Source organism: Nocardiopsis yanglingensis, assembly GCF_045809185.1.
Taxonomy (GTDB): Bacteria; Pseudomonadota; Gammaproteobacteria; order Xanthomonadales; family Xanthomonadaceae; genus Stenotrophomonas; species Stenotrophomonas yanglingensis.
Genome location: NZ_JBJNRH010000019.1, coordinates 12892 through 37909 on the forward strand (window position 1 = coordinate 12892; position 25018 = coordinate 37909).

Here is a 25018-nt window from a genome sequence, read left to right on the forward strand (position 1 = left end):
TGCCACCGCGCCTGCCCTGCGCGAGGCCGCGCATGATCCGTCGCCTGCACGACACCAACGACCTGGTGCGCGCGTTCCCGCGCGTGCATTTCGTCGGCATCGGCGGCACCGGCATGAGCGGTATCGCCGAAGTGATGCTGACGCTGGGCTATGAAGTGTCCGGCTCGGACAACGCCGACAACGTGGCGACCCGCCGCCTGGCCAGCCTGGGTGCGCGCATCATGCGCGGCCACTCCGCGGCCAACGTGCTGGGCACCGACTGCGTGGTGGTCTCCAGCGCCATCCGCGAAGACAACCCGGAACTGATGGAAGCGCGCAGCCAGCGCATTCCGATCATGCCGCGTGCGGCGATGCTGGCCGAGCTGATGCGCTTCCGCCGTGGCATCGCGGTGGCCGGTACCCATGGCAAGACCACCACCACCAGCCTCACCGCTGCGGTGCTGAGCGAAGGTGGCCTGGACCCGACGTTCGTGATCGGTGGCCAGCTGCTGGCTGCCGGTGCCAACGCCAAGCTGGGCGGTGGGCAGTGGCTGGTGGCCGAGGCCGACGAAAGCGATGGCAGCTTCCTGCGCCTGAACCCGCTGATGTCGATCATCACCAACATTGATGCCGATCATCTGGAGAACTACGGCAACGATTTCGCCCGCGTGCAGGCGGCCTTTGCCGAGTTCCTGCAGCGCCTGCCGTTCTACGGCCTGGCGGTGCTGTGCATCGATGACCCGGAAGTGGCCGCGCTGGCCGCCAAGACCCCGCGCCACGTGATGAGCTACGGCATGAGCCCGCAGGCCGACGTGCGCGCCGAGAACGTGGTGCAGGAAGGTTCGCGCATGCGCTTCACCCTGCGCCTGCCGCAGGGCACCAGCCAGGAAGTGGTGCTGGCGCTGCCGGGCAAGCACAACGTGCTCAACGCGCTGGCCGCCGCTGCGGTGGGCTGGCAGCTGGGCGTGGCCCCGGATGCGATCGCGCGCGCGCTGGAAGGTTTCGCAGGTGTCGGCCGTCGCTTCAACGATCTGGGCGAAGTGACCACGGCCACTGGTGCCAAGGTGCGCATCATCGACGACTACGGCCATCACCCGAGCGAGCTGGAAGCCGTGTTCGCCGCCGCCCGTGGTGGCTGGGCCGACAAGCGCCTGGTGGTGGCCTTCCAGCCGCACCGTTACAGCCGTACCCGCGACCAGTTCGACAAGTTCGCCGCGGTGCTGTCCAGCGTCGATGCACTGGTGCTGAGCGAGGTCTACCCGGCCGGTGAAGAGCCGATTGCTGGTGCCGACTCGCATGCGCTGGCGCGCGCCATCCGTGCGCGCGGCCGCAGCGAGCCGGTGGTGGTGGGCAAGGCCGCCGAGCTGGCCAGCGTGCTGCCGGACGTGCTGCAGGACGGTGATCTGCTGCTGATGATGGGCGCCGGCGACATCGGTGCCGTGGCCACCCATATCGCGGTGGAAGGCTTCAAGGGGGAGGGCGAGGCGTGAGCGCGCTGACCTTCCCACCGCTGCGCGTGACTGACCCGGCTGTGTTCGGCCGCGTCGCCGTGCTGCTGGGCGGCAGTTCCAGCGAACGCGAGGTGTCGCTGGACTCCGGCCGCAACGTGCTCGAAGCCCTGCAGTCGCGTGGCGTCGACGCGTTCGCGGTGGACGGCATTCCGGCGCTGGCCAAGGCGCTCGCCGCCGGCGGTGTCGACCGCGTGTTCAACATCCTGCACGGCCACAACGGTGGTGGTGAGGACGGCATCGTGCAGGGCCTGATGGACGCCTTCGGCGTGCCGTATACCGGCTCGAACGTGCTGGGTTCGGCGCTGAGCATGGACAAGATCCGCACCAAGCAGGTGTGGCTGTCGCTGGGCCTGCCGACGCCGCAGTACCGGAAGGTCACTGCCGAGGACGTGCACACCAATGCTGCCGAACTCGGCCTGCCGGTGGTGGTGAAGCCGGCCAACGAAGGCTCCAGCGTGGGCATCAGCCGGGTCACTGATGACGCCGGCCTGGACGAAGCAGTGGCCCTGGCTGCGCGCTACGACGGCCAGCTGCTGATGGAGCAGATGGTGGTCGGCGACGAACTGACCGTGGCCATCCTCGGCGATGTCGCGCTGCCGTCGATCCGCATCGTGCCCAAGGGCCAGTGGTACGACTACAACGCCAAGTACATCGCCGAAGACACCCAGTACCTGTGCCCGGGCCTGGAGGGTGACGACGAGGACGAGATCCGGCGCATCGCGCTGGCCGCGTTCCGTGCCGCCGGCTGCCGCGGCTGGGGCCGCGTGGACGTGATGCGCGATCGCAGCAGCGGCCGCTTCTTCCTGCTGGAAGTGAACACCGCGCCGGGCATGACCAGCCACTCGCTGGTGCCCAAGGCCGCAGGCCAGGCCGGCATCAGCTTCGAAGAACTGGTGTGGCGCGTGCTGGAACAGACCCTGGAGGCCTCGCACGCATGAACGCGGTGCTGCGCATCTTCGTCTGGCTGTTGGCGCTGTCGGTGGTTGCACTGCCGGTGGTGGCCGTGGTCAATGGCTGGGTCGGCGCCGAGCGCTGGCCGCTGGCGAAGCTGCGCGTGCACGGTGAATTCAAGCGGGTGCCGGCCGAACAGTTGCAGCAGGTACTGCTGCCGTACGCGCACGCGGGCTTCTTCGCGGTCAAGCTGCAGGATGCGCAGGACGCACTGGAACAGCTGCCGTGGGTGGAAAGCGCGCAGGTGCGCAAGCAGTGGCCGGACGTGCTGGAAGTGACCCTGGTCGAGCACAAGCCGTTCGCGCGCTGGGGCAACGACCGTCTGGTCTCCGAGCAGGGCAAGTTGTTCCCCACACCGAAGAAGCTGGCCGACCTGGCGCTGCCCGAGCTGGACGGCCCGGACAGCCAGACCGAAGAAGTGATGAAGCTGTACAGCGACTCACGTGCATTGTTCGCACCGGCCGGCGTGGACGTGCGCCGGGTGACGATGGATGCGCGGGGCAGCTGGTCGCTGGTGCTGAGCAACGGCACCGAAGTGGTGGTCGGCCGCGACGACGCGCGCTCTCGCATGCAGCGCTTCGTCAAGGTGCTGCCGCAGCTCAACCGTCAGGACGCGCCGATCGAGCGCGCCGACCTCCGTTACACCAATGGTTTCACGCTGAGCTGGGGTACCCCGGCCACGTCGGCGAAAACGCCGGCGACCCCGGCCAGCAGGACGCAGGAAAGGACATGAATCGCAAGGGTGACAAATCGCTGATCGTTGGCCTGGACATCGGCACCTCCAAGGTGGTGGCGCTGGTGGGCGAGTATTCGCCGGGCAACCCGATCGAAGTGATCGGCATCGGCTCGCACGAGTCGCGCGGTTTGAAGCGCGGCGTGGTGGTGGACATCGAATCGACCGTGCAGTCGATCCAGCGTGCGGTGGAAGAAGCCGAGCTGATGGCCGGCTGCGAGATCCGCTCGGTGTATGCCTCGATCTCCGGCAACCACGTGCAGTGCAAGAACTCGCCGGGCATCGTGCCGATCCGCGACGGTGAAGTGACCTGGGGCGACCTGGATCGCGTGCTCGATGCGGCCAAGGCCGTGGCGATCCCGGCCGACCAGAAGATCCTGCACGCGATCCCGCGCGAGTACGTGCTGGACGATTCGCAGGAAGGCATCCGCAACCCGGTCGGCATGACCGGCGTGCGCCTGGAGGTGCACGCGCACCTGGTGGTGTGCGCGCAGTCGGCTGCGGCCAACATCAGCAAGTGCGTGCAGCGCTGTGGCCTGCAGGTGGACGACCTGGTGCTGTCCTCGCTGGCCTCCAGCGTGGCGGTGCTGACCGCCGACGAGCGCGAACTGGGCGTGGTGCTGGTCGATATGGGCGCCGGCACCACCGATATCGCGGTGTTCGTGCAGGGCGCGATCTGCCACACGGCCTCGCTGCCGATCGCCGGCGACCACGTCACCAACGACATCGCGCACATGCTGCGCACGCCGACCCCGGAAGCCGAGCAGATCAAGGTGCGCTACGCCTGCGCCCTGGCCCAGCTGGCCACCGCCGAGGAAAGCATCCAGGTGCCGTCGGTGGGCGATCGCCCGCCGCGCCGCATGCCGCGCCATTCGCTGGCGCAGGCCGTGCAGGGCCGCTACGAGGAAATCTTCGAGATGGTGCAGGCCGAACTGCGCCGCTCCGGCTTCGAGGAACTGGTGCGCGCCGGCATGGTGCTGACCGGCGGTGCGTCGAAGATGGAAGGCGTGGTCGAACTGGCCGAGGAAATGCTGCAGATGCCGGTGCGCGTGGGCATCCCGCAGCACGTCACCGGCCTCGGCGAAGTGGTCGGCAACCCGGTGCACGCCACCGGCGTGGGCCTGCTGCTGATGGGCAGCCAGATCGAGCACCCGCGGCGGCCTTCGCTGCCGACCGGGCGCGCTGGAAGCATGTTCAAGAAACTCAAGACCTGGTTCCGCGGCGAGTTCTGACGCGGAACCCGTAAACCCGGGCCTGGCCCGGGCGCAACACCCGCAGTACCCGCATCACAACGCAACACCGGCAACACACAACCCACACAGCCGCAACGTCGGCATGCAGCAGGACGGCAGGACGCCCGAATGCCCATGCCCGCCAAAGCGGATACAACGAGGACACGGACATGGCGCATTTTGAACTGATCGAAAAGATGGCACCCAATGCGGTGATCAAGGTGGTTGGCGTGGGCGGCGGCGGCGGCAATGCCGTGGCGCACATGGTCAACTCGGCGGTGGATGGCGTGGAATTCATCACCGCCAACACCGACTCGCAGGCCATCAAGAATTGTGGTGCCAAGCTGCAGCTGCAGCTGGGTACCAACGTGACCAAGGGCCTGGGCGCAGGCGCGAACCCGGAAGTCGGCCGCCAGGCCGCGCTGGAAGACCGTGAGCGCATCATGGACGCGCTGCAGGGCGCTGACATGGTGTTCATCACCGCCGGCATGGGCGGCGGCACCGGCACCGGCGCTGCGCCGGTGGTGGCACAGCTGGCCAAGGAAATGGGCATCCTGACCGTGGCCGTGGTCACCAAGCCGTTCCCGTTCGAAGGCCGTCGCCGCATGCAGGTGGCGCTGAAGGGCATCGAGGAACTGAGCCAGCACTGCGACTCGCTGATCACCATCCCGAACGAGAAGCTGATCACCGTGCTGGGTCGCAACGCGACCATGATCCAGGCCTTCCGCGCTGCCAACGACGTGCTGCAGGGCGCCGTGCAGGGCATCGCCGACCTGATCGTGCGTCCGGGCCTGATCAACGTCGACTTCGCCGACGTGCGCACCGTCATGTCCGAAATGGGCCTGGCGATGATGGGCACCGGCACCGCCCGTGGTGATGACCGCGCGCAGGCCGCTGCCGAGTCGGCGATCCAGAACCCGCTGCTGGACGACGTGAACCTGGCCGGTGCCAACGGCATCCTGGTCAACATCACTGCCGGCGCTGACTTCACCATGGCCGAGTTCGACGAGATCGGCCGCACCATCGATGGCTTCGCTTCCGAAGACGCCACCGTGGTGGTCGGTACCGTGCTGGACCCGGACATGCAGGACGAAGTGCGCGTGACGGTGGTCGCCACCGGCCTGAACCGCATCTCGGCCAGCAAGACCCAGCGTCCGGGCGAGCGTGCGCCGATCAAGCTGGTCCGCAACGCCACCACCGGCCAGCCGGAGTTCGGCGAGTTCGACAATGGTGGCGACGCCGTGTCCAAGGCTGTCGGCGGCATGGGCCTGGGCCTGCGTCGCGCCAGCAGCGACACCGCCGCAGCCTCCACCCCGTCGGCCCCGGCGGCTTCGGCCCCGGCTGCGGCGGAACTGCCGAACGATTACCTGGACATCCCGGCCTTCCTGCGCCGCCAGGCGGACTGAGCGGGGCGGCCCGGGGCTTGTCCTCCCCGGGTTGCGCCACCATGTCCTGAAAATGCGGGCGCCGGGCCAGGATGGGCCCGGCTGCCCTGCTTCACGCGTGTCCTACCGGCGCGCCGGTGTGTCCTGCCGGCGTTTCAGTCGGGGTAGGGGACCGTGCGTGTTAATCTAATGTGTCACTTCCGGTCCATCCCCCATGATCCAGCAACGCACCCTCAAGAACACGATCCGCGCCACCGGCGTTGGCCTGCACAGCGGTGACAAGGTCTACATGACCCTGCGCCCGGCACCGGTCAACCATGGCATCGTGTTCCGCCGCGTGGACCTGGACCCGGTGGTGGAAGTGCCGGCCAAGGCCGAGCTGGTCACCGAAGTGACCCTGTGCACCGGCCTGACCTGCAACGACGCCAAGATCCAGACCGTCGAACACCTGATGTCGGCGCTGGCCGGTCTGGGTGTGGACAACATCATCGTCGAACTGTCCTCGGCCGAGCTGCCGATCATGGACGGTTCGGCCGGCCCGTTCGTGTTCCTGCTGCAGTCGGCGGGCATCGTGGAACAGGAGGCGCCCAAGCGCTTCATCCGCGTGCTGAAGACCGTGGAAGTGACCGAGGGCGACAAGGTGGCCCGCTTCACCCCGTACGAGGGCTACAAGCTGGGCTTCACCATCCAGTTCGATCACCCGATGATCCCGGCCAAGCAGTCGCGCCAGGAAATCGAGTTCTCGACGCTGGCCTACACCAAGGAAATCTCCCGCGCGCGCACCTTCGGCTTCATGCGCGACCTGGAATACATGCGCGAGCGCAACCTGGGCCTGGGCGGCTCGATGGACAACGCCATCGTGCTGGACGAGTTCCGCGTGCTCAACGAAGACGGCCTGCGCTACGCCGACGAATTCGTGCGCCACAAGATCCTCGATGCGATCGGCGACCTCTATCTGGCCGGTGGCCAGGTGCTGGGTGCCTACGAAGGCTTCAAGTCCGGTCACGCCCTCAACAACAAGCTGGTGCGGGCGCTCATGGCCGACGCCACGGCCTGGGAATGGGTCAGCTTCGACTCGCCGGCGACGCCGGACCCGGTCGAATATGCCACTCCGGCCTATGCCTGATTCCTGTAGGCTGTTGAATTGAAAGATAAAAACGCCGCCTTCCAGGGCGGCGTTGTCGTTTCAGGCGTGTTCGGCGCATTCAGCATGCTTGACGCGCGTCAAGGCCGGTTCGAGGTCACGGTTTTGTGAACCTGTTGGATCGGAAGCCTGAATTTAACGCAGTTTTAACAACAATCTAACGACAGGCCCCCGGATGGCAGCTAGGATGCGACCCGGCCCCCGAAATGTTTCACGCCGTGGTGACACGCGCGACGGGGAGCGGAGCCGGATGCTCCGTTGTCGTCAGGACCGCTTCTTCGGCTTCGAAGGAACGTCCTGCAGGCAAGCCAAGGCGTCGCGTAGCCCTTTGTGCGTGGCGGCTGAAACTGCGTGGGGTCCATTCCGGTTGTCGAGCGCTGGGGAGCGCGTGGGAGTGGGAGACGCAGTCTTGATGGTCACCCTGGTGGCCTTCAGCCCGATGGAACGGGCCGCGTCGAGCAACTGGGCTTCGGCAAGCCGCAACTTGGCATGCCAGACCGGGGACTCGACGAGAAAAACGAGGTGTTCCCCGTCCACATTGGCCAGCCGGCAACGGCTGCGCAGAGGTGGCGGCAACTGGGGGCGCAACTGACGGTCCAGCGCGTCGAGCCACAAGGCACGCCGCAGCGGGTTCCCGCTTTTGTCCGCCATCACCGCATCCAGCGCCGGCTTCGGCACTGACGCGGGGCGAACGCTGGATTTCGGCTCAGACATGAAAACTCACTGATGGCATTCAAAAAGATCGTAATCAAAACGCGTGAAGGACAGGCCAAATCGTCGCCCATCGCGCGTTTGCGGTTCTATTTCGAGGACCGCCCCCGCGCCCTGCTGGGCAGCGTGCTCGGGGTAGGCTGCATTATCGGCCTTGCTGGCGGCATCGGCGCCAGCGCGCTGAATGATTCCCGGCTGCAGGCCAAGGTCGAGCGCCAGGATGCAGAACTGGCCAAGGTCAAGCGCGATGCGCAGACCCAGGTCAATGCGCTGGCGGCCCGCCTCGGCGAGCTGCAGGCCCAGGCCACCCGCCTCAACGCCCTCGGCGAACGGCTGACCCAGATGGGCAAGCTGGAAGACGGCGAGTTCGACTTCAACGAGACCCCCGGTCTCGGTGACGGTGACGCCGGCGGCCCGACCAGCGACATCCCGGTCAAGGACGTCAACGCCGACTTACAGGTGCTGGAGCAGCGCTTCGCTGCTTCAGGCCGCCAGTTGTCGGTGATGGAATCGCTGATGTTCGACCACCAGCTGCAGCAGAACGCCGTGCCCTCGCGCATGCCGATCCGCAACAGCTATGTGACCTCCGGTTTCGGCACCCGTGCCGACCCGTTCGGCCGCGGTGCCGCCACCCACAAGGGCATGGACTTCCACGCCAAGGTCGGTGACCCGGTGATGGCCGTGGCCGAAGGCGTGGTCAGCTTCTCCGGCGTCAAGGGCGGCTACGGCAACGTGGTCGACGTCGACCACGGTAACGGCTATGTCACCCGCTACGCGCACAATTCGCGCCTGGTGGTGAAGGTCGGCGACCTGGTCCGTGCCGGGCAGGAAGTGGCCAAGGCCGGTTCCACCGGTCGTTCGACCGGCGCCCACGTGCACTTCGAGGTGTGGGAGAACGGCAACGTGGTCAACCCGCGCAAGTTCCTCGGCGATGGCGGCAACACGCCGGTCGGCCGCGTCAGCCGCGGCTGATCCCGCTCTGGGTAGTGCCGGCCGCTGGCCGGCAAACCCTTGATGCGACAGAAAGAGGTTGCCGGCCAGCGGCCGGCACTACGGCCCCCGGAGTACGGGGGCAGCGCCTTAGGCGCGGGGGTGTGGAGGCGAGGTAAGTGGGGCCCACGGTTCGCGCAGCAAAGCGTGGGAGCGCCAGCGCGCATGCGTTGACGCGTACCCGGCCAGCGGCCGGCACTACCCCGCGGGGTTGAAACCCCTCGCGGCCGTCCCAAGCTACAATGGGTGTTGCCATCGACAGGGCGCCAGGCGCCCTGTTTCGTTTGCGGCGGACGGATCCCAAGGGGGAGGCCGGGCGTCGTGTCCATCCAACCCGGTTCCTTCAATGATCAACAGCCTGCTTACCCGCGTATTTGGCAGTCGTAACGAACGACAGCTGCGCCAGCTCAACCGCATCGTCGCCAAGATCAATGCGCTGGAGCCGGAGATCGAGAAGCTTTCCGACGAGCAGCTTCAGGCCAAGACGCCGGAGTTCAAGCAGCGCATCGCCGATGGTGAAGCCCTGGACAAGGTGCTGCCGGAAGCGTTCGCGGTCTGCCGCGAAGCCGGTCGCCGCGTGCTGGGCATGCGCCACTACGACGTGCAGCTGATCGGCGGCATGGTGCTTCACCTGGGCAAGATCGCAGAAATGCGCACCGGTGAAGGCAAGACCCTGGTGGCGACCCTGCCGGTGTACCTCAACGCGCTGGAAGGCAAGGGCGTGCACGTGGTCACCGTGAACGACTACCTGGCGCGCCGCGACGCCGCGCAGATGGGCAAGCTGTACAACTGGCTGGGCCTGAGCGTGGGCGTGGTCTACCCGGGCATGCCGCACAGCGACAAGCGTGAAGCCTACGCCTCGGACATCACCTACGGCACCAACAACGAATTCGGCTTCGACTACCTGCGCGACAACATGGCGCTGTCCAAGGCCGACCGCTACCAGCGCGGCCTGCACTACGCCATCGTCGACGAAGTCGACTCCATCCTGATCGACGAAGCGCGTACCCCGCTGATCATCTCCGGCCCGGCCGATGATTCCCCGGAGCTGTACATCCGCGTCAACCGCGTCGTGCCGAACCTGGTCAAGCAGGAAGTGGAAGACGGCGAAGGCGACTTCTGGGTCGACGAGAAGGGCAAGCAGGTGCACCTGTCCGAAGCGGGCATGGAGCACGCCGAGCAGCTGCTGGTCGAGGCCGGCATCCTCGACGGCGAGACCGAAGGCCTGTACGCGCCGCAGAACCTGACCGTGGTCCACCACCTCAACGCCGCACTGCGCGCGCACGCGATCTACCAGCGTGACGTGGACTACATCGTGCGCGATGGCGAAGTGGTCATCGTCGATGAGTTCACCGGCCGCACCCTGTCCGGCCGCCGCTGGTCCGATGGCCTGCACCAGGCCGTGGAAGCGAAGGAAGGCGTGCCGGTCCAGCGCGAGAACCAGACGCTGGCGAGCATCACCTTCCAGAACCTGTTCCGCATGTACAAGAAGCTGTCCGGCATGACCGGTACGGCCGATACCGAAGCCTTCGAGTTCCAGAGCATCTACGGCCTGGAAGTGGTGGTGATTCCGACCAACCGCCCGACCATCCGCAAGGACAGCCCGGACCAGGTGTTCCTCAACCGCAAGGGCAAGTTCAATGCGGTGCTGGCCGACATCGAAGAGTGCGCCAAGCGTGGCCAGCCGGTGCTGGTGGGTACCACCTCGATCGAAACCTCGGAAATGCTGTCCGAGCACCTGCGCAAGGCGGGGGTGAAGCACGAAGTGCTCAACGCCAAGCAGCATGACCGCGAAGCGACCATCGTCGCCAATGCCGGCCGTCCGGCGGCCGTGACCATCGCCACCAACATGGCCGGCCGTGGTACCGACATCGTGCTGGGCGGTTCGCTGGAAGCGGAAATCCACGAGCTGGGCGAAGGCGCCACCGACGAGCAGAAGGCCGCGGTCAAGGCCGAATGGCAGAAGCGCCACGAGGCCGTCAAGGCTGCAGGCGGCCTGCACATCGTCGGTACCGAGCGCCATGAATCGCGTCGTATCGATAACCAGCTGCGTGGCCGTTCCGGCCGCCAGGGTGACCCGGGTTCGTCCCGCTTCTACCTGTCGCTGGAAGACAACCTGATGCGCATCTTCGCCTCCGACTGGGTGCAGAAGGCCATGCGCATGATGGGCATGAAGGAAGACGACGTCATCGAGGACCGCCTGGTCAGCCGCCAGATCGAGAAGGCGCAGCGCAAGGTCGAGGCCCACAACTTCGACATCCGCAAGAACCTGCTGGACTTCGACGACGTCAACAACGACCAGCGCAAGGTGATCTACGCCCAGCGCGACGAACTGCTGGACGCCGAGTCGGTGAAGGACAACGTCGACGGCATCCGCGACGACGTGATCTTCGACGTGGTGGCCCGCTTCGTGCCGCCGAACTCGATCGACGAGCAGTGGGACCTGCGTGGCCTTGAAGCGACCCTGGAGTCGGACTTCGGCCTGCAGATGTCGCTGACCGACCTGGTCAAGGAACACGAGGAACTGGACGCCGAGGCGATTGCCGCCAAGGTGCAGGAGCGCGTCAACCAGCACTTCGCCGAGAAGGAAGCCGGCGTGGGCGAAGAGACCATGCGCGCGCTGGAGAAGCACGTGATGCTGACCGTGCTGGACCAGAGCTGGAAGGAGCACCTGGCCCGCATGGATTACCTGCGCCAGGGCATCTACCTGCGCGGCTACGCACAGAAGCAGCCCAAGCAGGAGTACAAGAAGGAAGCCTTCGAGCTGTTCTCGGACATGCTGGAGAACGTCAAGCGCGAAGTGGTGACCCTTCTGTCGCGCGTGCGCATCCGCAGCGACGAGGAAGTGCAGGCACTGGAAGCGGCCGAGCGCCAGCAGGCCGAAGCGCGCCTGAGCCAGTCGCAGTTCCAGCACCAGGACGTGGGCGGCTACAGCGCTGACGAGGAAGCCGCGCAGGTGCAGGCTGCCCAGCAGGGCATTACACAGGCGCAGCGCGACGAGCCGAAGATCGGCCGCAACGATCCGTGCCCGTGCGGCAGTGGCAAGAAGTACAAGCACTGCCACGGCCAGCTGAGCTGATCCCGAAGAGCCCCGCGGAAGCGGGGCTTTTCGTTTGTGGCGGGGGAGCTGCACCGGATCCGTGATTGCGCCGGTCGCCCTGTTCTGGGCATGCTTCCTCCATGCCTTCCCCCACCCGATCGATCCATGTTGTGGCCGCCGTCATCACCGACGCCCGTGGCCGCGTGCTGCTCAACCGCCGTACCGAGAACCGCGACATGGCCGGCCTGTGGGAATTCCCCGGCGGCAAGCGCGAATCCGGCGAGACCTCCGAACAGGCGCTGGTGCGCGAGCTGCGTGAGGAGCTGGGCATCGAGGCCGATGTCGGCGAGTGGCTGATGGACGTGCCGCAGCGCTATCCGGACAAGCACCTGACCCTGGAGGTGCGCCATGTGCGCAGCTGGAAGGGCACCCCCCGCGGACGTGAGGGGCAGGCGATCACCTGGGTGGCGCCGGACAAGCTGGGCCGCTATTCGATGCCGCCGGCCGACCTGCCGGTGGTGGCCGCCCTGCGCCAGCCCGACAGCTACCTGATCACCCCGGCGCCGGCCGATGACGCCGACGGCGTGCAGCACTGGCGTGAGCAGCTTCAGCGTGTGGTGTCGGCGGGCCAGCAGCGCATCCAGCTGCGGTTGCCGGCGACGTATCCGCAGCGGCAGGCGATGGTCGAACAGGCCGTGCGCGCCCACCGTCGCAGCGGGGTGCAGTGGCTGCTCAACCGCGATATCGATCTGGCACGCGCGTTGGGCGTGGGCGTGCATCTGGGCAGCGAACAGCTGCTGGAGCTGTCGCAGCGTCCGCTGCCCGAAGGCCAGCTGGTGGCCGCGTCCTGCCACGACCTGCAGCAGCTGCAGGCCGCACAGCAGTTGGGCTGCGACTTCGCCGTGCTGGGTCCGGTGCAGGCTACGGCCAGCCATCCCGAAGCCGTGCCGCTGGGCTGGGATGCCTTCGCCGAGCTGCGCGCGCAGGTGTCACTGCCGATCTACGCGCTGGGTGGCATGGGCAGTGGCCACATTAGTGAGGCGCGTCGCCATGGTGGGCAGGGCATCGCTGCGATTCGTGGGCTGTGGCCAGCGTGATGCCGTGCACGCGGGGTCAGAGCCCTTTCCGCTGGAAAGGGATCCGACCCCTCACCGGATGCAGTAGATCCACGCCATGCGTGGATGAACCCCTCCCGATCACAACGTGATCCAGAAACACCCGTATTGCCGCCGCAACCCCAGCACCGTCGAAGCGCGCGACGCGCTGCCGGGCAAGGTCTGCTCCAGGCGCAGGCCGACAGGATGGCGCACGGCCGGCGGCTCGGGGTCGGATCCCTGCGCAGCAGGGCTCTGACCCTCATCCTCCGATTGCGGCAGCGCCTGCGAGGGATACACCGGCACCACGTCCACCAGCGGCCGCCGCGCCAACGATTCCAGTTGGCCGAGGATGCGCTGCGCGCCGGCATCAGAGACCGCGCCCCACAGGTACAGCGAAGACAGCCGGTTCACGTCGTTGCTGAGGATGCCAGTACGCAGCGCATCCACCAGTTCGCTCAGCCGCCGCGGGCAGCGTGCCCCCAGGGTGTCGCGCTGCAGGGTATTGCCGGCGGGCGCAGGCGGTGGCAGCCGCGACTGCGCACCCATGCTGTCGCAGGGGCGGTCGGTATACACGCTCTGGCCCTGGGCATCGGTGCAGCGGTTCAGGCGCGTGGATTGTGCGTGGGCGACGCTCGGCAGCACGCACAGCGGCAGCAGCAACAGCAGGAAGGAAAGCCGGATCATCCCCGCAGGGTAGCGCCGATCACGCTTGCGCGCCGTGCTCTCAGCCCTGCAGCAGCTTCAGCACCGAGGTGGTCGGCCTGGCCAGGTTCAGGGTGTAGAAGTGCAGGCCGGGTGCGCCGCCTTCGATCAGGCGCTGGCACAGCCGGGCCACCACTTCAGTGCCGAATGCACGCACCGACTCCGCATCATCGCCATAGGCCTGCATCTTGCGGCTGATCCAGCGCGGAATCTCCGCACCACACTGTTCGGAGAAGCGGCGCAGCTGGCTGAAGTTTGCGATCGGCATGATGCCGGGGGTGATCGGTACCTGCACGCCCAGCCGCCGCACTTCGTCGACAAAATGGAAGTACGCGTCGGGGTTGAAGAAGTACTGGGTGATCGCCGCATCGGCACCGGCGTCGATCTTGGCCTTGAAGTGCTTCAGGTCGGCCAGTGCGTCGGAAGCCTGCGGGTGCGTTTCGGGGTACGCGCCCACTTCGATATGGAACGCATCGCCGTGCTCGGCGCGGATGAAGTCGATCAGTTCGGCGGCATAGCGCATGTCGCCGGGGAAACCCATGCCCGACGGCAGATCGCCGCGCAACGCGACCAGGCGGCGGCAACCGATGGCGCGGTACAGCTTGAGCAGCTCGCGGATTTCCTGACGGGTGCCGCCGACGCAGGACAGGTGCGGTGCGGCATCGAATCCATGGTGCTGGTTGAGGTGCCGCACGGTCTCGGAGGTATAGCTCAGGGTCGAGCCACCGGCACCGAAGGTACACGACACGTACTGGGGATCGTAGTCCTTCAGCTTGGCCGCGGCGCGGTCCAGCTGGCTGCGCTGTTCGTCGGTCTTGGGTGGATAGAACTCGAAGCTGATGGCGGTCATGGCACGGGCGGCAGCGGCGGGTGCGGATCAGTATATCGCTTCATCAAGATGGATGTTGGTTGATTGCGTGGAAAGGCGCCGTCCGCCGCCTGCGACCGTTTGCCCCGGTCTCCGGCCGCTGCTCCGAAATCGCAACCCGGATGCCGCGGCCGGCGGCACGCTGATCCCATCCCGGCAACACCCACCCGATGAAGGAGCTGACGATGAAGATCTTCCTGGCACTCTGGTACGCAATGAAGGCCCTGGCCCGGCTGGCCATGATCGGCATGGCAATGGCCGTGCTCGGCTCCGGCTCGGCGCATGCCGCCGGCGCCCCGGCTGCGGGCAAGGTGCAGGTCGAGGTGGTCGGCAAGGGCCGCCCGCTGCTGATGATTCCCGGCCTGAACAGCAGCGCCGAGGTCTGGCGTGAAACCTGCCTGGCATTGAAGGATGTGCAGTGCCATCTGGTGCAGCTGCCCGGCTTTGCCGGCGCCGCAGCCGCTGATCCGCGCCCGGCCGAGTTCCTGCCGGCGATGCGCGGGCAGCTGCTGGCCTACCTGCATGATCAGCACCTGGGGCCGGTGGTGGTGGTCGGCCACAGCCTGGGTGGCCTGCTGGGCCTGCAGATGGCACAGACCGAGCCGACGGCGGTCAGCGCACTGGTGGTGGTTGACGCACTGCCGTTCCTGCCGGCCGCGCGTGACCCGAAGGCCACCGCTGACAGCGTGCGGCCGATGGCCGACCAGCTGCGCAAGGGCATGCTGGCCGCTGACGCCGCGCAATGGCAGGCGCAGTTGAAGGCGGGCCTGCCGGGCATGACCCGCGATCCGCAGCGCCAGGCCGAGCTGGGGCGCTGGGGCGAAGCCAGCGACCGCCAGACCACGGCCGATGCCATGCATGCGGTGATGACCACTGACCTGCGCGACAGCATCGCCTCGATCACCGCGCCGACGCTGGTGCTGGGCAGCTGGGCCGGCTACCAGCCGATGGGCGGCACCGAGGACAGCACGCGCGCGGTGTTCCAGGCCCAGTACGCGAAACTGCAGGGCGTGCAGATCGCGATGAGCGCGCAGGGCTTCCACTTCCTGATGTGGGATGATCCGCGCTGGCTGCAGGAACAGGTGCAGCGTTTCCTCGCCGCGCACCCCTGACCGTTGTCCGCCCTCCTGCCACCGCCGAGAGCCTGCATGGACGCCACCACGTCATCCCGCCGCTTCTGGACGCTCAACGCACTGGCATGGGCTGGCTATGCGATGTACGGGCTGTGGGTCGGCACGCGGATCGGCGGCGGTGCGGTGTTCAGTGGCATCGTGTTGATCACCGTCAGCGTCGCGGTCTCACTTTGGTTGTGCAGCGGCGCGCTGCGTTCGATTGCACTGCGCCAGCACTGGTGGGAGGCGAGCCTGGGCAGCCTGGTGCTGAAACTGGCTGCCGGTGTGGTGCTCGGGGCCAGCGTCGCACAGGCGGTGACTGCCGCGTTGCTGCTGCCGGCGCTGGCATTGGGTTGGGTGCAACTGCCTGGCGGCCATGCGGATTACCAGTGGTCTTCGCTGCTGGTGTACTGGATGAACACCGCGCTGTTCCTGCTGATGTGGACCGGTTTGTGGGCGGGCCTGCACGGCCTGCGGCGGGCGCGTCACAGCGAGTTGGCCCGGCTGCGCGCCGAAGCCGAGCGCAGTGCGCTGGAGCGCGATGCGTTGCGTGCGCGGCTCAACCCGCACTTCATGTTCAATGCGCTGAACAACCTGCGCGCGCTGATCCTGGAAGATCCTGAGCGTGCGCGCGACATGGTCACCCGCCTGTCGCGCACACTGCGCCAGGCGCTGGCGCACAACCGCAGCGAGCAGGTCACGCTGGCCGACGAACTGGCGGTGGTCGACGATTACCTGGCCATCGAGGCGGTCCATTTCGAACAGCGCCTGCAGGTGCGGCAGCAGATCGATGCCGCTGCCACGCAGGCGCAGCTGCCGGCGATGGCGTTGCAGTTGCTGGTGGAGAACGCGATCAAGCACGGTATCGCCAGTCGCCCCGGCGGCGGCGAGGTGCAGATCCGTGCCACGCTGGACAATGACGTGCTGCGCCTGCAGGTGGACAATCCACTGGCCAGCGCCAGCGAGCCCACCCATGGCCATGGCGTCGGCCTGGCCTACCTGCGTGCACAGCTCGGTACGCAAGGTCGTTTCACCCTGCAGCCGGTCGGCGACCGCATGCAGGCCCTGCTGGAGATTCCGCAATGAATTGCGTGCTGCGCGTGTTGATCGTTGATGATGCGCGGCTGGCGCGGCAGGAGCTGCGCACGCTGTTGTCGGCGCTGCCGTGGGTGCAGTGCGTGGGCGAGGCCGACGATGTGCCCGCCGCACGCGAGGCGATCACCACGCTGGCGCCGGACCTGGTGCTGCTGGATGTGCAGATGCCCTCCGGCAGTGGTTTCGACGTGCTGGACGGCCTGGAGACGGTGCCGGCCGTGGTCTTCGTCACCGCCTACGACACCTACGCGGTGCGCGCGTTCCAGGCCAATGCGCTGGATTATCTGGTGAAGCCGGTGGAAGCGCCGCGGCTGCTGGAAGCGCTCGAGCGGGCGCGGCAGCGCGAGGGGGGGGCGGGTGAAACGCCGGAATCGCGCGGCACGCTGGGCGCGCAGGACCAGGTGTTCGTGCGCGAGGGCGAACGCTGCTGGTTCGTGGCGGTCTCGGAGATCCGCCGGCTGGTGGTGGATGGCAACTACACGCGGCTGTGGTTCCGCGACCAGAACGCCTTGCTGACCCGCAGCCTGAGCGCGCTGGAGGCACGACTGCCGCAGGATCTGTTCTTCCGTGCCAACCGCAACACGCTGGTCAACCTGCGCCGCATCCGTGGCGTGACGCCCAGCATCGCTGATGGTTATGACCTGGCGCTGGACGATGGCAGCGAGGTGGAAGTGTCGCGGCGACAGGCGCGTGAACTGCGTGAACGGATGGCGTTGTAGCTGCCGCTACAGCTCGGCACTGACCGGGCTGGTGAGGAAACCCCACAACAACCGCGCCATCACGGCGGGCGAACGTGCCTGCTTGCGCGCATAGGCCAGCAGCGCATCCAGCCGCGGGCGGTCGTAGAGATGGCCGGCCAGCAGCACCGCATGCACGCGGCGGGTATTGGCGGTGTCGTGCAGCGGATTGCCATCGAGCAGCACCAGATCGGCCACCTTGCCGACCTCGACGCTGCCGTGCGATGCCTGGAGGTCAAGATGGCGCGCGGCCTGCAGCGTGGCTGCGCGCAGCACGTCGGCCTGGCTCAGGCCGGCCCGCCGCAGCCACTGCAGTTCATCGTGGTAGCGGAAGCCGCCCAGCCCGGTATCGGTGCCGACCAGCACGGTGACGCCGGCGCGATGCGCGGCACCGGTCAGCGCCAGCCCGTGCTCGAAGTAGGCTTTCAATGCGTCTTCGCCGCGCAGGCCGGGGTAGCGCGCCACGGTGGCCTGCAGGTCATCACGCCACGCCCAGCGTGAGAGTGGATCCAGATAGGCCAGACGCGGATCGTCGACGAATGCCGGATCGCGTGCGCGCGCATCTTCCTCGCGGGTGACGTGCGTCGGCACGAACGCGGCACCGCTGGCCTGCATCACACCGAACGCCTCGTTGCAGAGCGCGGGCTGGTAGCCGCCGACCATGCGTTCGGCCAGCGCGGTTGGATCCTCGCTGTCGAGCGTGCCACCCCGCCACGCCGCCGCGTTGTCGAAGCAGTGGCGTACGAACAGATGGGCATGCTCGAAGCTGCGCTGGCCTGCCTGCAGTGCGCCGTCCAGCGGCACGGCCTTGGGCAGGTGGCCGACCAGCGGGCGACGCAGCTGCTGCGCCTCGGTGGCCAGCCGCCGGTAGGTATCCGCACGCAGCCGGTTGTAGACCTTCAACGCGTCGATGCCGCGCGCGCTGTACGTGCGTGCACGCTCGGCGGCGGCCCCCGGCGCAAGTGACGGATCTTCGAAGTAGAAACTGGCGATCTGCACGAAGCGCGGTGCAACCTGCTGCCCTGCAATGGCCTGTGCGGTCCAGCGGCGCTTGTCGGCCACGCAGGCGATCAACGGATCGGTAGCCTGCGGGCAGTCCATCATGTCGCGGGTGCCGGTGATGCCGTTGGCCAGCATCAGCGGGAACTGCAGCTGCGGCGACACCTGCAGTGCATGGGTGTGCATGTCCCAGAAGCCGGGCAGCAGCCACCGGCCACCGGCGTCGAAGACCGGCAACGCTGCATCGGCAACGCTTTCGCCGATGGCGGTGATCGTGCCATCGCGCACTGTTACCGTGGTCGGTTCACTGACGTGGCCGCGCTCGACATCCACCACGCGGGCATTGACGATCACACGGCTGTTGCCCGGCTCGGGCAACGGCGGTGCCGACAGCGGCCAGAGCAGGGCGGCGGCGAACAGCAATGGCGGCGCCAGCAGGAGGATGGCCAGGGCGATCGGCCATCGCCGACGGCGGGCGGAACGGGGCAACGCGCGTGCTGCATCCATGAGCCGGCGATCCTTGCATTGGGTCGCCTGCAGAGTGCTGCAAGCCGGACGCGGGCGCCAGTGACCATCGGCATCCGGCCCTGCCTGCCTCCGGGGCGGTTACCCTGTGCGGTGGAACTCCTGACCACGCCCTGCCATGTCCATCGTCCTCACCGATTTCGCCCGTCCCCGCCTGTTCCCGCGCGTGCCGCGCGGCAACACCATCCAGGACTGCACTGCCGAGCAGTTCGAGGCACACCTCAATGCGCACGCGCCGCTGAAGGTGCTCGACGGCTACGCACCGTTCTGCAAGCTGTTCGTCTACGAGAACTGGACCAGCACGCGCTGCCTGACGGTGCCGGTCACCGAGGCCAACCGCCACCAGCTGCGCAGCGGCTACGAAGCGCGCAACCGCGAGGAACTGCCGGTACTGGTGCGCTGGTTCGAGGGCGTGGAGTCACCGCGTGCGAACTACCTGGTGGTGATCCTGTACAGCGCCGAGCAGCTGGCGAAGGAAGGTTCACCGATCGAGGCCGACTGGGGCATCGTCGGCTGCATCTACACTGCCGAACCGGAAGAGGTACCGATGGCACCGATCACGATGATGCGCAATGCGTTGGGCGTGGAGGAAGGTGGTTCCGGTGTGCCGCTGGACCGGGAGGCCTACCGGCGCTCGGTGGCGTTCTGGGAGAACAACGCCAACTGGCGGCCGAAGTAGAGCCACGCCGTGCGTGGCTGCTTGGCCTTCAGACGGCGTTCCACTCCCACCACGGGTAGTGGTACTCGCGGTCGATGGCCTGCCAATGCTGGCCGCACACGGTGCAGGCAACGGCGTGGCAGTCGCCCCAGCTGCCCTCGGCCTCTTCCACCGCGAGCAGCTGCACCTGTCCTTGTTCGATCAGGCGACGGGGATCGAAGAACGGGTAGCCGGGATTGAGCGCGCACAGGCACCCCCCGCGTGCACGCCAGTAACGCAGCCGCTGCAGCGCGGCCTTGAGGTGGGCCTGGTTGCTGATCAGCATGCCGCCAAGAGCGATGCCCTGGCAGCGCTGTTCGATCAGGTCCACATGTGCGGCCAACGCGTCCAACGATGAGGCACTGAACAGTCGTGCGACCGTACGTGCGGCATCGGTGATGCGCGCTGCGTCGCGCGACAGCAGGTCCTGCAGCAGCACATCGGCCTGTGCATCGTCGAGCCGGGGTATCGGCGCCGCAGACCAGGGCCAGCGCATCAGCGTGACTTGCCGATGGCAGCGTAGTGGCCGGCAGTCAGTCGCAGCAGGTCGGTCGGCGCCAGTTCCACTTCCAGGCCTCGGCGCCCGGCACTGACATGCAGCGCGGGCAGCGCTTTGGCACTGGCGTCCAGGAAGGTGCGCAGGCGCTTCTTCTGCCCCAGTGGGCTGATGCCACCGACCAGATAACCGGTCGCGCGCTGTGCGGCATCGGCAGCGGCCATCTCGCACTTCTTGCAGCCGGCGGCTTCGGCCAGCGCCTTCAGGTCGAGCTGACCGGCGACCGGCACGATTGCCACCAGCAGTTCGTGGGTTTCGGTACTGGCCAGCAGGGTCTTGAACACCTGGGCCGGGTCGAGGCCGAGCTTGTCGACGGCTTCGCCGCCATACGATTCGGCGTGAGCATCGTGCACGTAGCTGCGCACGGTGTGGGCGATCTTCTCGCGCTTGAGCAGGTTGATGGCCGGGGTCATGGGTGAATCGTAGCGCGGGGCAGGGGCGTTGCCTTGACCGAGGCTATTGTTGCCGCTCCGGTGGGGAACATCCACGCATGGCGTGGATCTACTGTGGGTTGGCTGGGGGATATCCATGCATGGCGTGGATCTACTGGGGCCGGACGATCAGTAGATCCACGCCATGCGTGGATACGTGGTGTACGGCTGCAGGCAGACGCAGAACGGGCGCCCGAAGGCGCCCGTTCCGTGTGTTGCATGCACCGGTAGTGCCGGCCGCTGGCCGGCACCGCGCAGGCATCAGTAGCGGTAGTGGTCCGGCTTGAACGGGCCTTCCACCGGCACGCCGATGTAGTCGGCCTGTTCCTGGCTCAGGGTGGTCAGCTTCACGCCGATCTTTTCCAGGTGCAGGCGCGCCACTTCCTCGTCCAGCTTCTTCGGCAGCAGGTAGACCTTCTTCTCGTAGCTGTCCTTGTTCGCCCACAGGTCGATCTGTGCCAGGGTCTGGTTGGCGAAGCTGTTGGACATCACGAAGCTCGGGTGGCCGGTGGCGCAGCCCAGGTTCACCAGGCGGCCTTCGGCCAGCAGGAAGATCGCGTTGCCGTTCGGGAAGATGTACTTGTCCACCTGCGGCTTGATGTTGACGTGCTTGACGCCGGCGAACGACACCAGCGCGTCGACCTGGATCTCGTTGTCGAAGTGGCCGATGTTGCAGACGATGGCCTGGTCCTTCATCGCGCTCAGGTGCTCGATGCGGATGATGTCCTTGTTGCCGGTGGTGGTGACGTACAGGTCGGCACGGCCCAGGGTCGATTCGATGGTGTTGACTTCATAGCCTTCCATCGCCGCCTGCAGGGCGCAGATCGGATCGATTTCGGTAACCACCACGCGCGCGCCGTAGGCACGCAGCGACGCGGCGCAGCCCTTGCCGACGTCGCCGTAGCCGCAGACCACGGCCACCTTGCCGGCCAGCATCACGTCCATCGCGCGCTTCAGGCCATCGGCCAGCGACTCGCGGCAGCCGTACAGGTTGTCGAACTTGCTCTTGGTGACCGAGTCGTTGACGTTGATCGCCGGGATCAGCAGGGTGCCGGCCTGGGCCAGCTGGTACAGGCGGTGCACGCCGGTGGTGGTCTCTTCGGAGACGCCCTTCCAGTCCTTGACCACGCGGCCCCAGTAACCCGGGCGCTCCTTGGCGACGCGCTTGAGCAGGTTCTTGATGACCTGCTCTTCGTGCGATGCAGCCGGCTCGTCAACCCAGGTGCTGCCGTTCTCGAGCTCGTAGCCCTTGTGGATCAGCAGGGTCACGTCACCGCCGTCGTCGACCACCAGCTCCGGGCCGGTCAGGGTGCCGTCGGCCAGGGTGAAGGTCAGCGCGTCCAGGGTGCAGTCCCAGTACTCTTCCAGGGTCTCGCCCTTCCAGGCGAACACCGGGGTGCCGGTGGCGGCGATGGCGGCAGCGGCGTGGTCCTGGGTCGAGAAGATGTTGCACGAGGCCCAGCGCACGTCGGCGCCGATGTCCTTCAGGGTCTCGATCAGCACCGCGGTCTGGATGGTCATGTGCAGCGAGCCGGTCACGCGCACGCCCTTCAGCGGCAGCTCCGCCTGGTACTTGCGGCGGATCGACATCAGGCCCGGCATTTCGTGCTCGGCGATGTCCAGTTCCTTGCGGCCCCAGTCGGCCAGCGTGATATCGCGGATCTTGTAATCACCTTCGGTGGAGAAGGTCTTGGCAACAGCGTTCATTCGTGTGCTCCGGTTGTGGGCGAGCGGGTGCTCGCATCTAGCCGGGCGCCGTTGTTACAAAGCCACCTTACCGAGCCTGGCCGGGCCTCATGGGATCCGGTCGCAGCGCCCCTCGGCAGGGGAGAACCCCCATTATATCGCGGCCCCGGCATGACATCCGGATGACCCAACCATCGGCAGATGGGCAGGCGTGCACGGCCTGTTAAGGTCGGTGTTTTCACGCATCACACAGGTGGAACGATGAGCATGCACGCGCGCCGCACACGGCGCTGGACCGGCCTGGTCCTGTCGGTGGGACTGCTGGCGGTGGCCCCGCTGGTCTGGGCGGCGGCGCCGCAGCCCGCGGCCGCACAGGCCCAGGGCGTCAACGGCTACGAACTGCCTTCGGCGGCGCTGCAGGCGGTGGTTGACGCACCACGCGCGCCCTCGCTGTACCTGTCGCCACGCCGCGACGTCGCCGCGATGATGCAGATGCCGTCGCTGCCGTCGATCCAGGTGGTGGCGCAGCCGGAACTGAAGCTGGCCGGTCTGCGCATCAACCCGCGCACCTTCTCCGACAGTCGCTTCAGCTTCGGCGAGAAGCTGTGGCTGATGAACGTGGCCGACGGCAAGGAACGGCAGATCAGTGGCCTGCCGGCCAAGCTGTCGATCGCCAGCGTGATGTGGTCGCCGGACCAGAAGTGGCTGGCGTTCAACCAGGTCGATGCCGCCAGCGGCGCCAATGAACTGTGGCTGGTGGATGTGGCCGGTGGCAGCGCCCGTCGTCTGGTCGCCGGCCTGAACACGGTGATCGGCAGTGGCTACCAGTGGCTGCCGGACAGCCGCGGTCTGGTGGTGTTCACCCGCCCGGCCAACCTCGGTGCGGCTCCGGCCGCCGACGGCATTCCAACTGGCCCGGCCGTGCAGCAGACCAGCCAGGGCGGCGGCGTGGTGTCGATCCGTACCTACCAGGACCTGCTGAAGAACGAGGCCGACGCGCGCCAGTTCGATTACTACGCCACCACCCAGCCGATGGAAGTCAGCCTGGATGGCAACACCCGCGCGATCGGCGCCGCCGGCATCTTCATGGGCTTCTCGGTGTCGCCGGATGGCCGCTTCGTGCTGCGCCAGCCGGTGCAGCGGCCGTACTCCTACGTGGTGCCGGTGAGCAGTTTCCCGCGCCGTATTGAAGTGATCGACCATGCCAGCGGCAAGCTGGTGCACACCGTGGCCGTGCGTCCGCTGGTGGAAGGCCTGCCGACCGGCAACGATGCCGAAGTGACCGGCGTACGCGACATCAGTTGGCGCGGTGATGCCGATGCCACCCTGGTCTGGGCCGAAGCGCAGGATGGTGGTGACCCGAACAGGGACGCCAAGGTGCGCGACGCGGTGCTGATGCAGGCTGCGCCGTTCGACAAGCCGCCGGTCACGTTGGCCCAGCTCGGCAGCCGTCTGGTGGGCATCAACTGGGGCCGTGGCGACCTGGCCCTGCTGACCGAGTCGTGGTGGAAGACGCGCAAGACCAAGACCTGGCTGATCGCCCCGGACAATGCCAGCGCCGAGCCGCGCCTGCTGTGGGATCGAGACGGGCAGGACCGCTATTCCGATCCGGGCCGGCCGCTGTTGTCCAGCGACGACCGCGGGCGCTCGCTGCTGCAGACCAGCGCCGATGGCAGCAGCCTGTATCTGGCCGGTGCCGGTGCATCGCCGGAAGGCGATCGTCCGTTCGTGGACCGCTTCGACGTTGCCACGGGCAAGGCCACCCGCCTGTTCCACTCGCAGGCGCCGAGCTATGCGTTGCCGGTGGCGCTGCTGGACGACCAGGCCAGCTCGCTGCTGCTGAGCCGCGAGAGCCCGGACGAGCCGGCCAACTTCTACGTGCAGTCGCTGGCCGACGCTGGTGCCGCGCCGCGTGCGCTGACCCACTTCGCGCATCCGCTGCCGCAGCTGAAAGGCGTGCAGAAGGAGCAGATCCGCTACAAGCGCAAGGACGGTGTGGATCTGACCGCGACCCTGCTGTTGCCGCCGGGCTACGATCCCAAGCGCGACGGTCCGCGCCCGCTGCTGATGTGGGCCTACCCGGGTGAGTTCAAGAGCGCGGCCGCGGCCAGCCAGGTGACCGATTCGCCGTACCGCTTCAATGCGGTCAGCTACTGGGGCCCGCAGGCGTTCCTGGCCAAGGGCTATGTGGTGCTGGCCAGCCCGTCGATGCCGATCATCGGCGAGGGCGACAAGGAGCCGAACGACACCTACATCGAACAGCTGGTGGCCAACGCGCAGGCGGCGGTGGATGAAGTGGTGCGTCGTGGCGTGACCGATCGCGATCACATCGCCATCGGTGGTCATTCCTATGGTGCGTTCATGACTGCCAACCTGTTGGCGCACACGCGCCTGTTCAAGGCCGGCATCGCCCGCAGCGGCGCCTACAACCGCACGCTCACCCCGTTCGGCTTCCAGGCCGAGGAGCGCAACTACTGGCAGGCGCAGGACGTGTACCAGAAGATGGCGCCGTTCAACTACGCCGACAAGATCAAGGATCCGATCCTCTTCATCCACGGTGTGGACGACAACAACTCCGGTACCTTCCCGATCCAGAGCGAGCGCATGTTCGCTGCGGTGAAGGGCCTGGGCGGCACCGCGCGCCTGGTGATGCTGCCGAACGAATCGCATGCCTACCGCGCACGCGAGTCGATCATGACCATGCTGGCCGAAAGCGAACGCTGGCTGGAGCAGACCATCGGCCCGGCCGAGCAGGGCAAGGCGAAGAAGAAGCGCTGACGTGACTCGGTAGTGCCGGCCGTTGGCCGGCAACCTCATGGACCCACGCGACCTGAGGT

21 protein-coding genes and 1 riboswitch are annotated in these 25018 nt (G+C 67.2%); of the genes, 14 read left to right on the forward strand and 7 right to left on the reverse strand.

Translation table 11 applies throughout. The features are described from left to right. Positions 1-32 precede the first annotated feature (32 nt). From murC to lpxC, 6 genes are all read left to right on the forward strand, one after another. Positions 33-1469, forward strand: coding sequence for a UDP-N-acetylmuramate--L-alanine ligase (murC, locus tag ACJ7C5_RS18980; RefSeq protein ID WP_094000421.1), 1437 nt, complete (start codon positions 33-35; stop codon positions 1467-1469). Next, the gene (locus ACJ7C5_RS18985; RefSeq protein ID WP_412704777.1) at positions 1466-2428 is read left to right on the forward strand and encodes a D-alanine--D-alanine ligase; all 963 of its coding nucleotides are present in this window, start codon (positions 1466-1468) and stop codon (positions 2426-2428) included. Before murC ends, ACJ7C5_RS18985 begins: the two co-directional genes overlap by 4 nt. Then, positions 2425-3174, forward strand: a complete 750-nt coding sequence (locus tag ACJ7C5_RS18990; protein WP_088024293.1) for a cell division protein FtsQ/DivIB — start codon at positions 2425-2427, stop codon at positions 3172-3174. The genes ACJ7C5_RS18985 and ACJ7C5_RS18990 overlap by 4 nt, the downstream gene beginning before the upstream one ends. After that, positions 3171-4406, forward strand: coding sequence for a cell division protein FtsA (gene ftsA / locus ACJ7C5_RS18995; RefSeq protein WP_005408083.1), 1236 nt, complete (start codon positions 3171-3173; stop codon positions 4404-4406). Before ACJ7C5_RS18990 ends, ftsA begins: the two co-directional genes overlap by 4 nt. Positions 4407-4576: 170 nt before the next feature. After that, positions 4577-5812: a cell division protein FtsZ gene (gene ftsZ / locus ACJ7C5_RS19000; RefSeq protein WP_049448927.1), complete on the forward strand. Its 1236-nt coding sequence runs from the start codon at positions 4577-4579 to the stop codon at positions 5810-5812. A gap of 193 nt (positions 5813-6005) precedes the next feature. Next, complete coding sequence (lpxC, locus tag ACJ7C5_RS19005) at positions 6006-6917, forward strand: UDP-3-O-acyl-N-acetylglucosamine deacetylase (RefSeq protein WP_049448929.1); 912 nt, start codon at positions 6006-6008, stop codon at positions 6915-6917. A gap of 282 nt (positions 6918-7199) precedes the next feature. On the opposite strand, the gene ACJ7C5_RS19010 is transcribed toward lpxC, so the two are convergent. Beyond that, complete coding sequence (locus tag ACJ7C5_RS19010) at positions 7200-7649, reverse strand: DciA family protein (protein ID WP_005408086.1); 450 nt, start codon at positions 7647-7649, stop codon at positions 7200-7202. Positions 7650-7661: 12 nt separating this feature from the next. Here ACJ7C5_RS19010 and ACJ7C5_RS19015 point away from each other — a divergent pair, with 12 nt between their 5' ends. From ACJ7C5_RS19015 to ACJ7C5_RS19025, 3 genes are all read left to right on the forward strand, one after another. Further along, positions 7662-8618: a M23 family metallopeptidase gene (locus ACJ7C5_RS19015; RefSeq protein ID WP_049435611.1), complete on the forward strand. Its 957-nt coding sequence runs from the start codon at positions 7662-7664 to the stop codon at positions 8616-8618. Positions 8619-8982: 364 nt separating this feature from the next. Continuing rightward, positions 8983-11715 carry a preprotein translocase subunit SecA gene (gene secA / locus ACJ7C5_RS19020; protein ID WP_094000419.1) on the forward strand — a complete coding sequence of 911 codons (2733 nt, stop codon included), beginning with the start codon at positions 8983-8985 and terminating at the stop codon, positions 11713-11715. A gap of 101 nt (positions 11716-11816) precedes the next feature. Then, complete coding sequence (locus tag ACJ7C5_RS19025) at positions 11817-12773, forward strand: Nudix family hydrolase (RefSeq protein WP_412704778.1); 957 nt, start codon at positions 11817-11819, stop codon at positions 12771-12773. A gap of 99 nt (positions 12774-12872) precedes the next feature. Here ACJ7C5_RS19025 and ACJ7C5_RS19030 read toward each other — a convergent pair whose 3' ends face one another. Beyond that, positions 12873-13457: a DUF4124 domain-containing protein gene (locus ACJ7C5_RS19030; RefSeq protein ID WP_412704779.1), complete on the reverse strand. Its 585-nt coding sequence runs from the start codon at positions 13455-13457 to the stop codon at positions 12873-12875. Between the two features lie 40 nt (positions 13458-13497). Then, positions 13498-14325, reverse strand: a complete 828-nt coding sequence (metF, locus tag ACJ7C5_RS19035) for a methylenetetrahydrofolate reductase [NAD(P)H] (RefSeq protein ID WP_094000416.1) — start codon at positions 14323-14325, stop codon at positions 13498-13500. Between the two features lie 203 nt (positions 14326-14528). On the opposite strand from metF, the gene ACJ7C5_RS19040 reads away from it, so the two are divergent. The 3 genes from ACJ7C5_RS19040 to ACJ7C5_RS19050 are packed head-to-tail and all read left to right on the forward strand — an operon-like array spanning position 14529 to position 17269. Beyond that, positions 14529-15455: an alpha/beta fold hydrolase gene (locus tag ACJ7C5_RS19040; RefSeq protein WP_412704780.1), complete on the forward strand. Its 927-nt coding sequence runs from the start codon at positions 14529-14531 to the stop codon at positions 15453-15455. Between the two features lie 36 nt (positions 15456-15491). Continuing rightward, positions 15492-16541: a sensor histidine kinase gene (locus tag ACJ7C5_RS19045; RefSeq protein WP_412704781.1), complete on the forward strand. Its 1050-nt coding sequence runs from the start codon at positions 15492-15494 to the stop codon at positions 16539-16541. Beyond that, positions 16538-17269, forward strand: a complete 732-nt coding sequence (locus ACJ7C5_RS19050; RefSeq protein WP_412704782.1) for a LytR/AlgR family response regulator transcription factor — start codon at positions 16538-16540, stop codon at positions 17267-17269. Before ACJ7C5_RS19045 ends, ACJ7C5_RS19050 begins: the two co-directional genes overlap by 4 nt. Before the next feature lie 6 nt (positions 17270-17275). Here the strand turns inward: ACJ7C5_RS19050 and ACJ7C5_RS19055 are convergent, their stop codons facing one another. After that, complete coding sequence (locus ACJ7C5_RS19055; protein ID WP_412704783.1) at positions 17276-18793, reverse strand: amidohydrolase family protein; 1518 nt, start codon at positions 18791-18793, stop codon at positions 17276-17278. 136 nt (positions 18794-18929) lie between these two features. Between ACJ7C5_RS19055 and ACJ7C5_RS19060 the strand changes: the two genes are divergently transcribed. Then, positions 18930-19490, forward strand: a complete 561-nt coding sequence (locus ACJ7C5_RS19060; protein ID WP_412704784.1) for a DUF3228 family protein — start codon at positions 18930-18932, stop codon at positions 19488-19490. 28 nt (positions 19491-19518) lie between these two features. Here the strand turns inward: ACJ7C5_RS19060 and ACJ7C5_RS19065 are convergent, their stop codons facing one another. The 3 genes from ACJ7C5_RS19065 to ahcY all read right to left on the reverse strand — a co-directional run bounded on the left by ACJ7C5_RS19065 (position 19519) and on the right by ahcY (position 22202). Then, complete coding sequence (locus ACJ7C5_RS19065; protein ID WP_094000410.1) at positions 19519-20004, reverse strand: hypothetical protein; 486 nt, start codon at positions 20002-20004, stop codon at positions 19519-19521. Then, positions 20004-20477 (reverse strand): Cys-tRNA(Pro) deacylase, encoded by a 474-nt coding sequence (ybaK, locus tag ACJ7C5_RS19070; RefSeq protein ID WP_097048820.1) that lies wholly within the window; start codon positions 20475-20477, stop codon positions 20004-20006. The genes ACJ7C5_RS19065 and ybaK overlap by 1 nt, the downstream gene beginning before the upstream one ends. A gap of 279 nt (positions 20478-20756) precedes the next feature. Continuing rightward, positions 20757-22202 (reverse strand): adenosylhomocysteinase, encoded by a 1446-nt coding sequence (gene ahcY, locus ACJ7C5_RS19075; RefSeq protein ID WP_094000408.1) that lies wholly within the window; start codon positions 22200-22202, stop codon positions 20757-20759. 36 nt (positions 22203-22238) lie between these two features. Further along, positions 22239-22322, reverse strand: a riboswitch (S-adenosyl-L-homocysteine riboswitch). 120 nt (positions 22323-22442) lie between these two features. Between ahcY and ACJ7C5_RS19080 the strand changes: the two genes are divergently transcribed. Next, complete coding sequence (locus ACJ7C5_RS19080) at positions 22443-24959, forward strand: S9 family peptidase (protein ID WP_412704785.1); 2517 nt, start codon at positions 22443-22445, stop codon at positions 24957-24959. Positions 24960-25018: the final 59 nt, after the last annotated feature.

Coding starts and splice junctions, on each gene's coding strand:
- murC (WP_094000421.1), top strand. CDS start 33: ATGATCCGTCGCCTGCACGACACCAACGACCTGGTGCGCGCGTTCCCG.
- ACJ7C5_RS18990 (WP_088024293.1), top strand. CDS start 2,425: ATGAACGCGGTGCTGCGCATCTTCGTCTGGCTGTTGGCGCTGTCGGTG.
- ftsA (WP_005408083.1), top strand. CDS start 3,171: ATGAATCGCAAGGGTGACAAATCGCTGATCGTTGGCCTGGACATCGGC.
- ftsZ (WP_049448927.1), top strand. CDS start 4,577: ATGGCGCATTTTGAACTGATCGAAAAGATGGCACCCAATGCGGTGATC.
- lpxC (WP_049448929.1), top strand. CDS start 6,006: ATGATCCAGCAACGCACCCTCAAGAACACGATCCGCGCCACCGGCGTT.
- ACJ7C5_RS19010 (WP_005408086.1), bottom strand. CDS start 7,649: ATGTCTGAGCCGAAATCCAGCGTTCGCCCCGCGTCAGTGCCGAAGCCG.
- ACJ7C5_RS19015 (WP_049435611.1), top strand. CDS start 7,662: ATGGCATTCAAAAAGATCGTAATCAAAACGCGTGAAGGACAGGCCAAA.
- secA (WP_094000419.1), top strand. CDS start 8,983: ATGATCAACAGCCTGCTTACCCGCGTATTTGGCAGTCGTAACGAACGA.
- ACJ7C5_RS19025 (WP_412704778.1), top strand. CDS start 11,817: ATGCCTTCCCCCACCCGATCGATCCATGTTGTGGCCGCCGTCATCACC.
- ACJ7C5_RS19030 (WP_412704779.1), bottom strand. CDS start 13,457: ATGATCCGGCTTTCCTTCCTGCTGTTGCTGCTGCCGCTGTGCGTGCTG.
- metF (WP_094000416.1), bottom strand. CDS start 14,325: ATGACCGCCATCAGCTTCGAGTTCTATCCACCCAAGACCGACGAACAG.
- ACJ7C5_RS19040 (WP_412704780.1), top strand. CDS start 14,529: ATGAAGATCTTCCTGGCACTCTGGTACGCAATGAAGGCCCTGGCCCGG.
- ACJ7C5_RS19045 (WP_412704781.1), top strand. CDS start 15,492: ATGGACGCCACCACGTCATCCCGCCGCTTCTGGACGCTCAACGCACTG.
- ACJ7C5_RS19050 (WP_412704782.1), top strand. CDS start 16,538: ATGAATTGCGTGCTGCGCGTGTTGATCGTTGATGATGCGCGGCTGGCG.
- ACJ7C5_RS19055 (WP_412704783.1), bottom strand. CDS start 18,793: ATGGATGCAGCACGCGCGTTGCCCCGTTCCGCCCGCCGTCGGCGATGG.
- ACJ7C5_RS19060 (WP_412704784.1), top strand. CDS start 18,930: ATGTCCATCGTCCTCACCGATTTCGCCCGTCCCCGCCTGTTCCCGCGC.
- ACJ7C5_RS19065 (WP_094000410.1), bottom strand. CDS start 20,004: ATGCGCTGGCCCTGGTCTGCGGCGCCGATACCCCGGCTCGACGATGCA.
- ybaK (WP_097048820.1), bottom strand. CDS start 20,477: ATGACCCCGGCCATCAACCTGCTCAAGCGCGAGAAGATCGCCCACACC.
- ahcY (WP_094000408.1), bottom strand. CDS start 22,202: ATGAACGCTGTTGCCAAGACCTTCTCCACCGAAGGTGATTACAAGATC.
- ACJ7C5_RS19080 (WP_412704785.1), top strand. CDS start 22,443: ATGAGCATGCACGCGCGCCGCACACGGCGCTGGACCGGCCTGGTCCTG.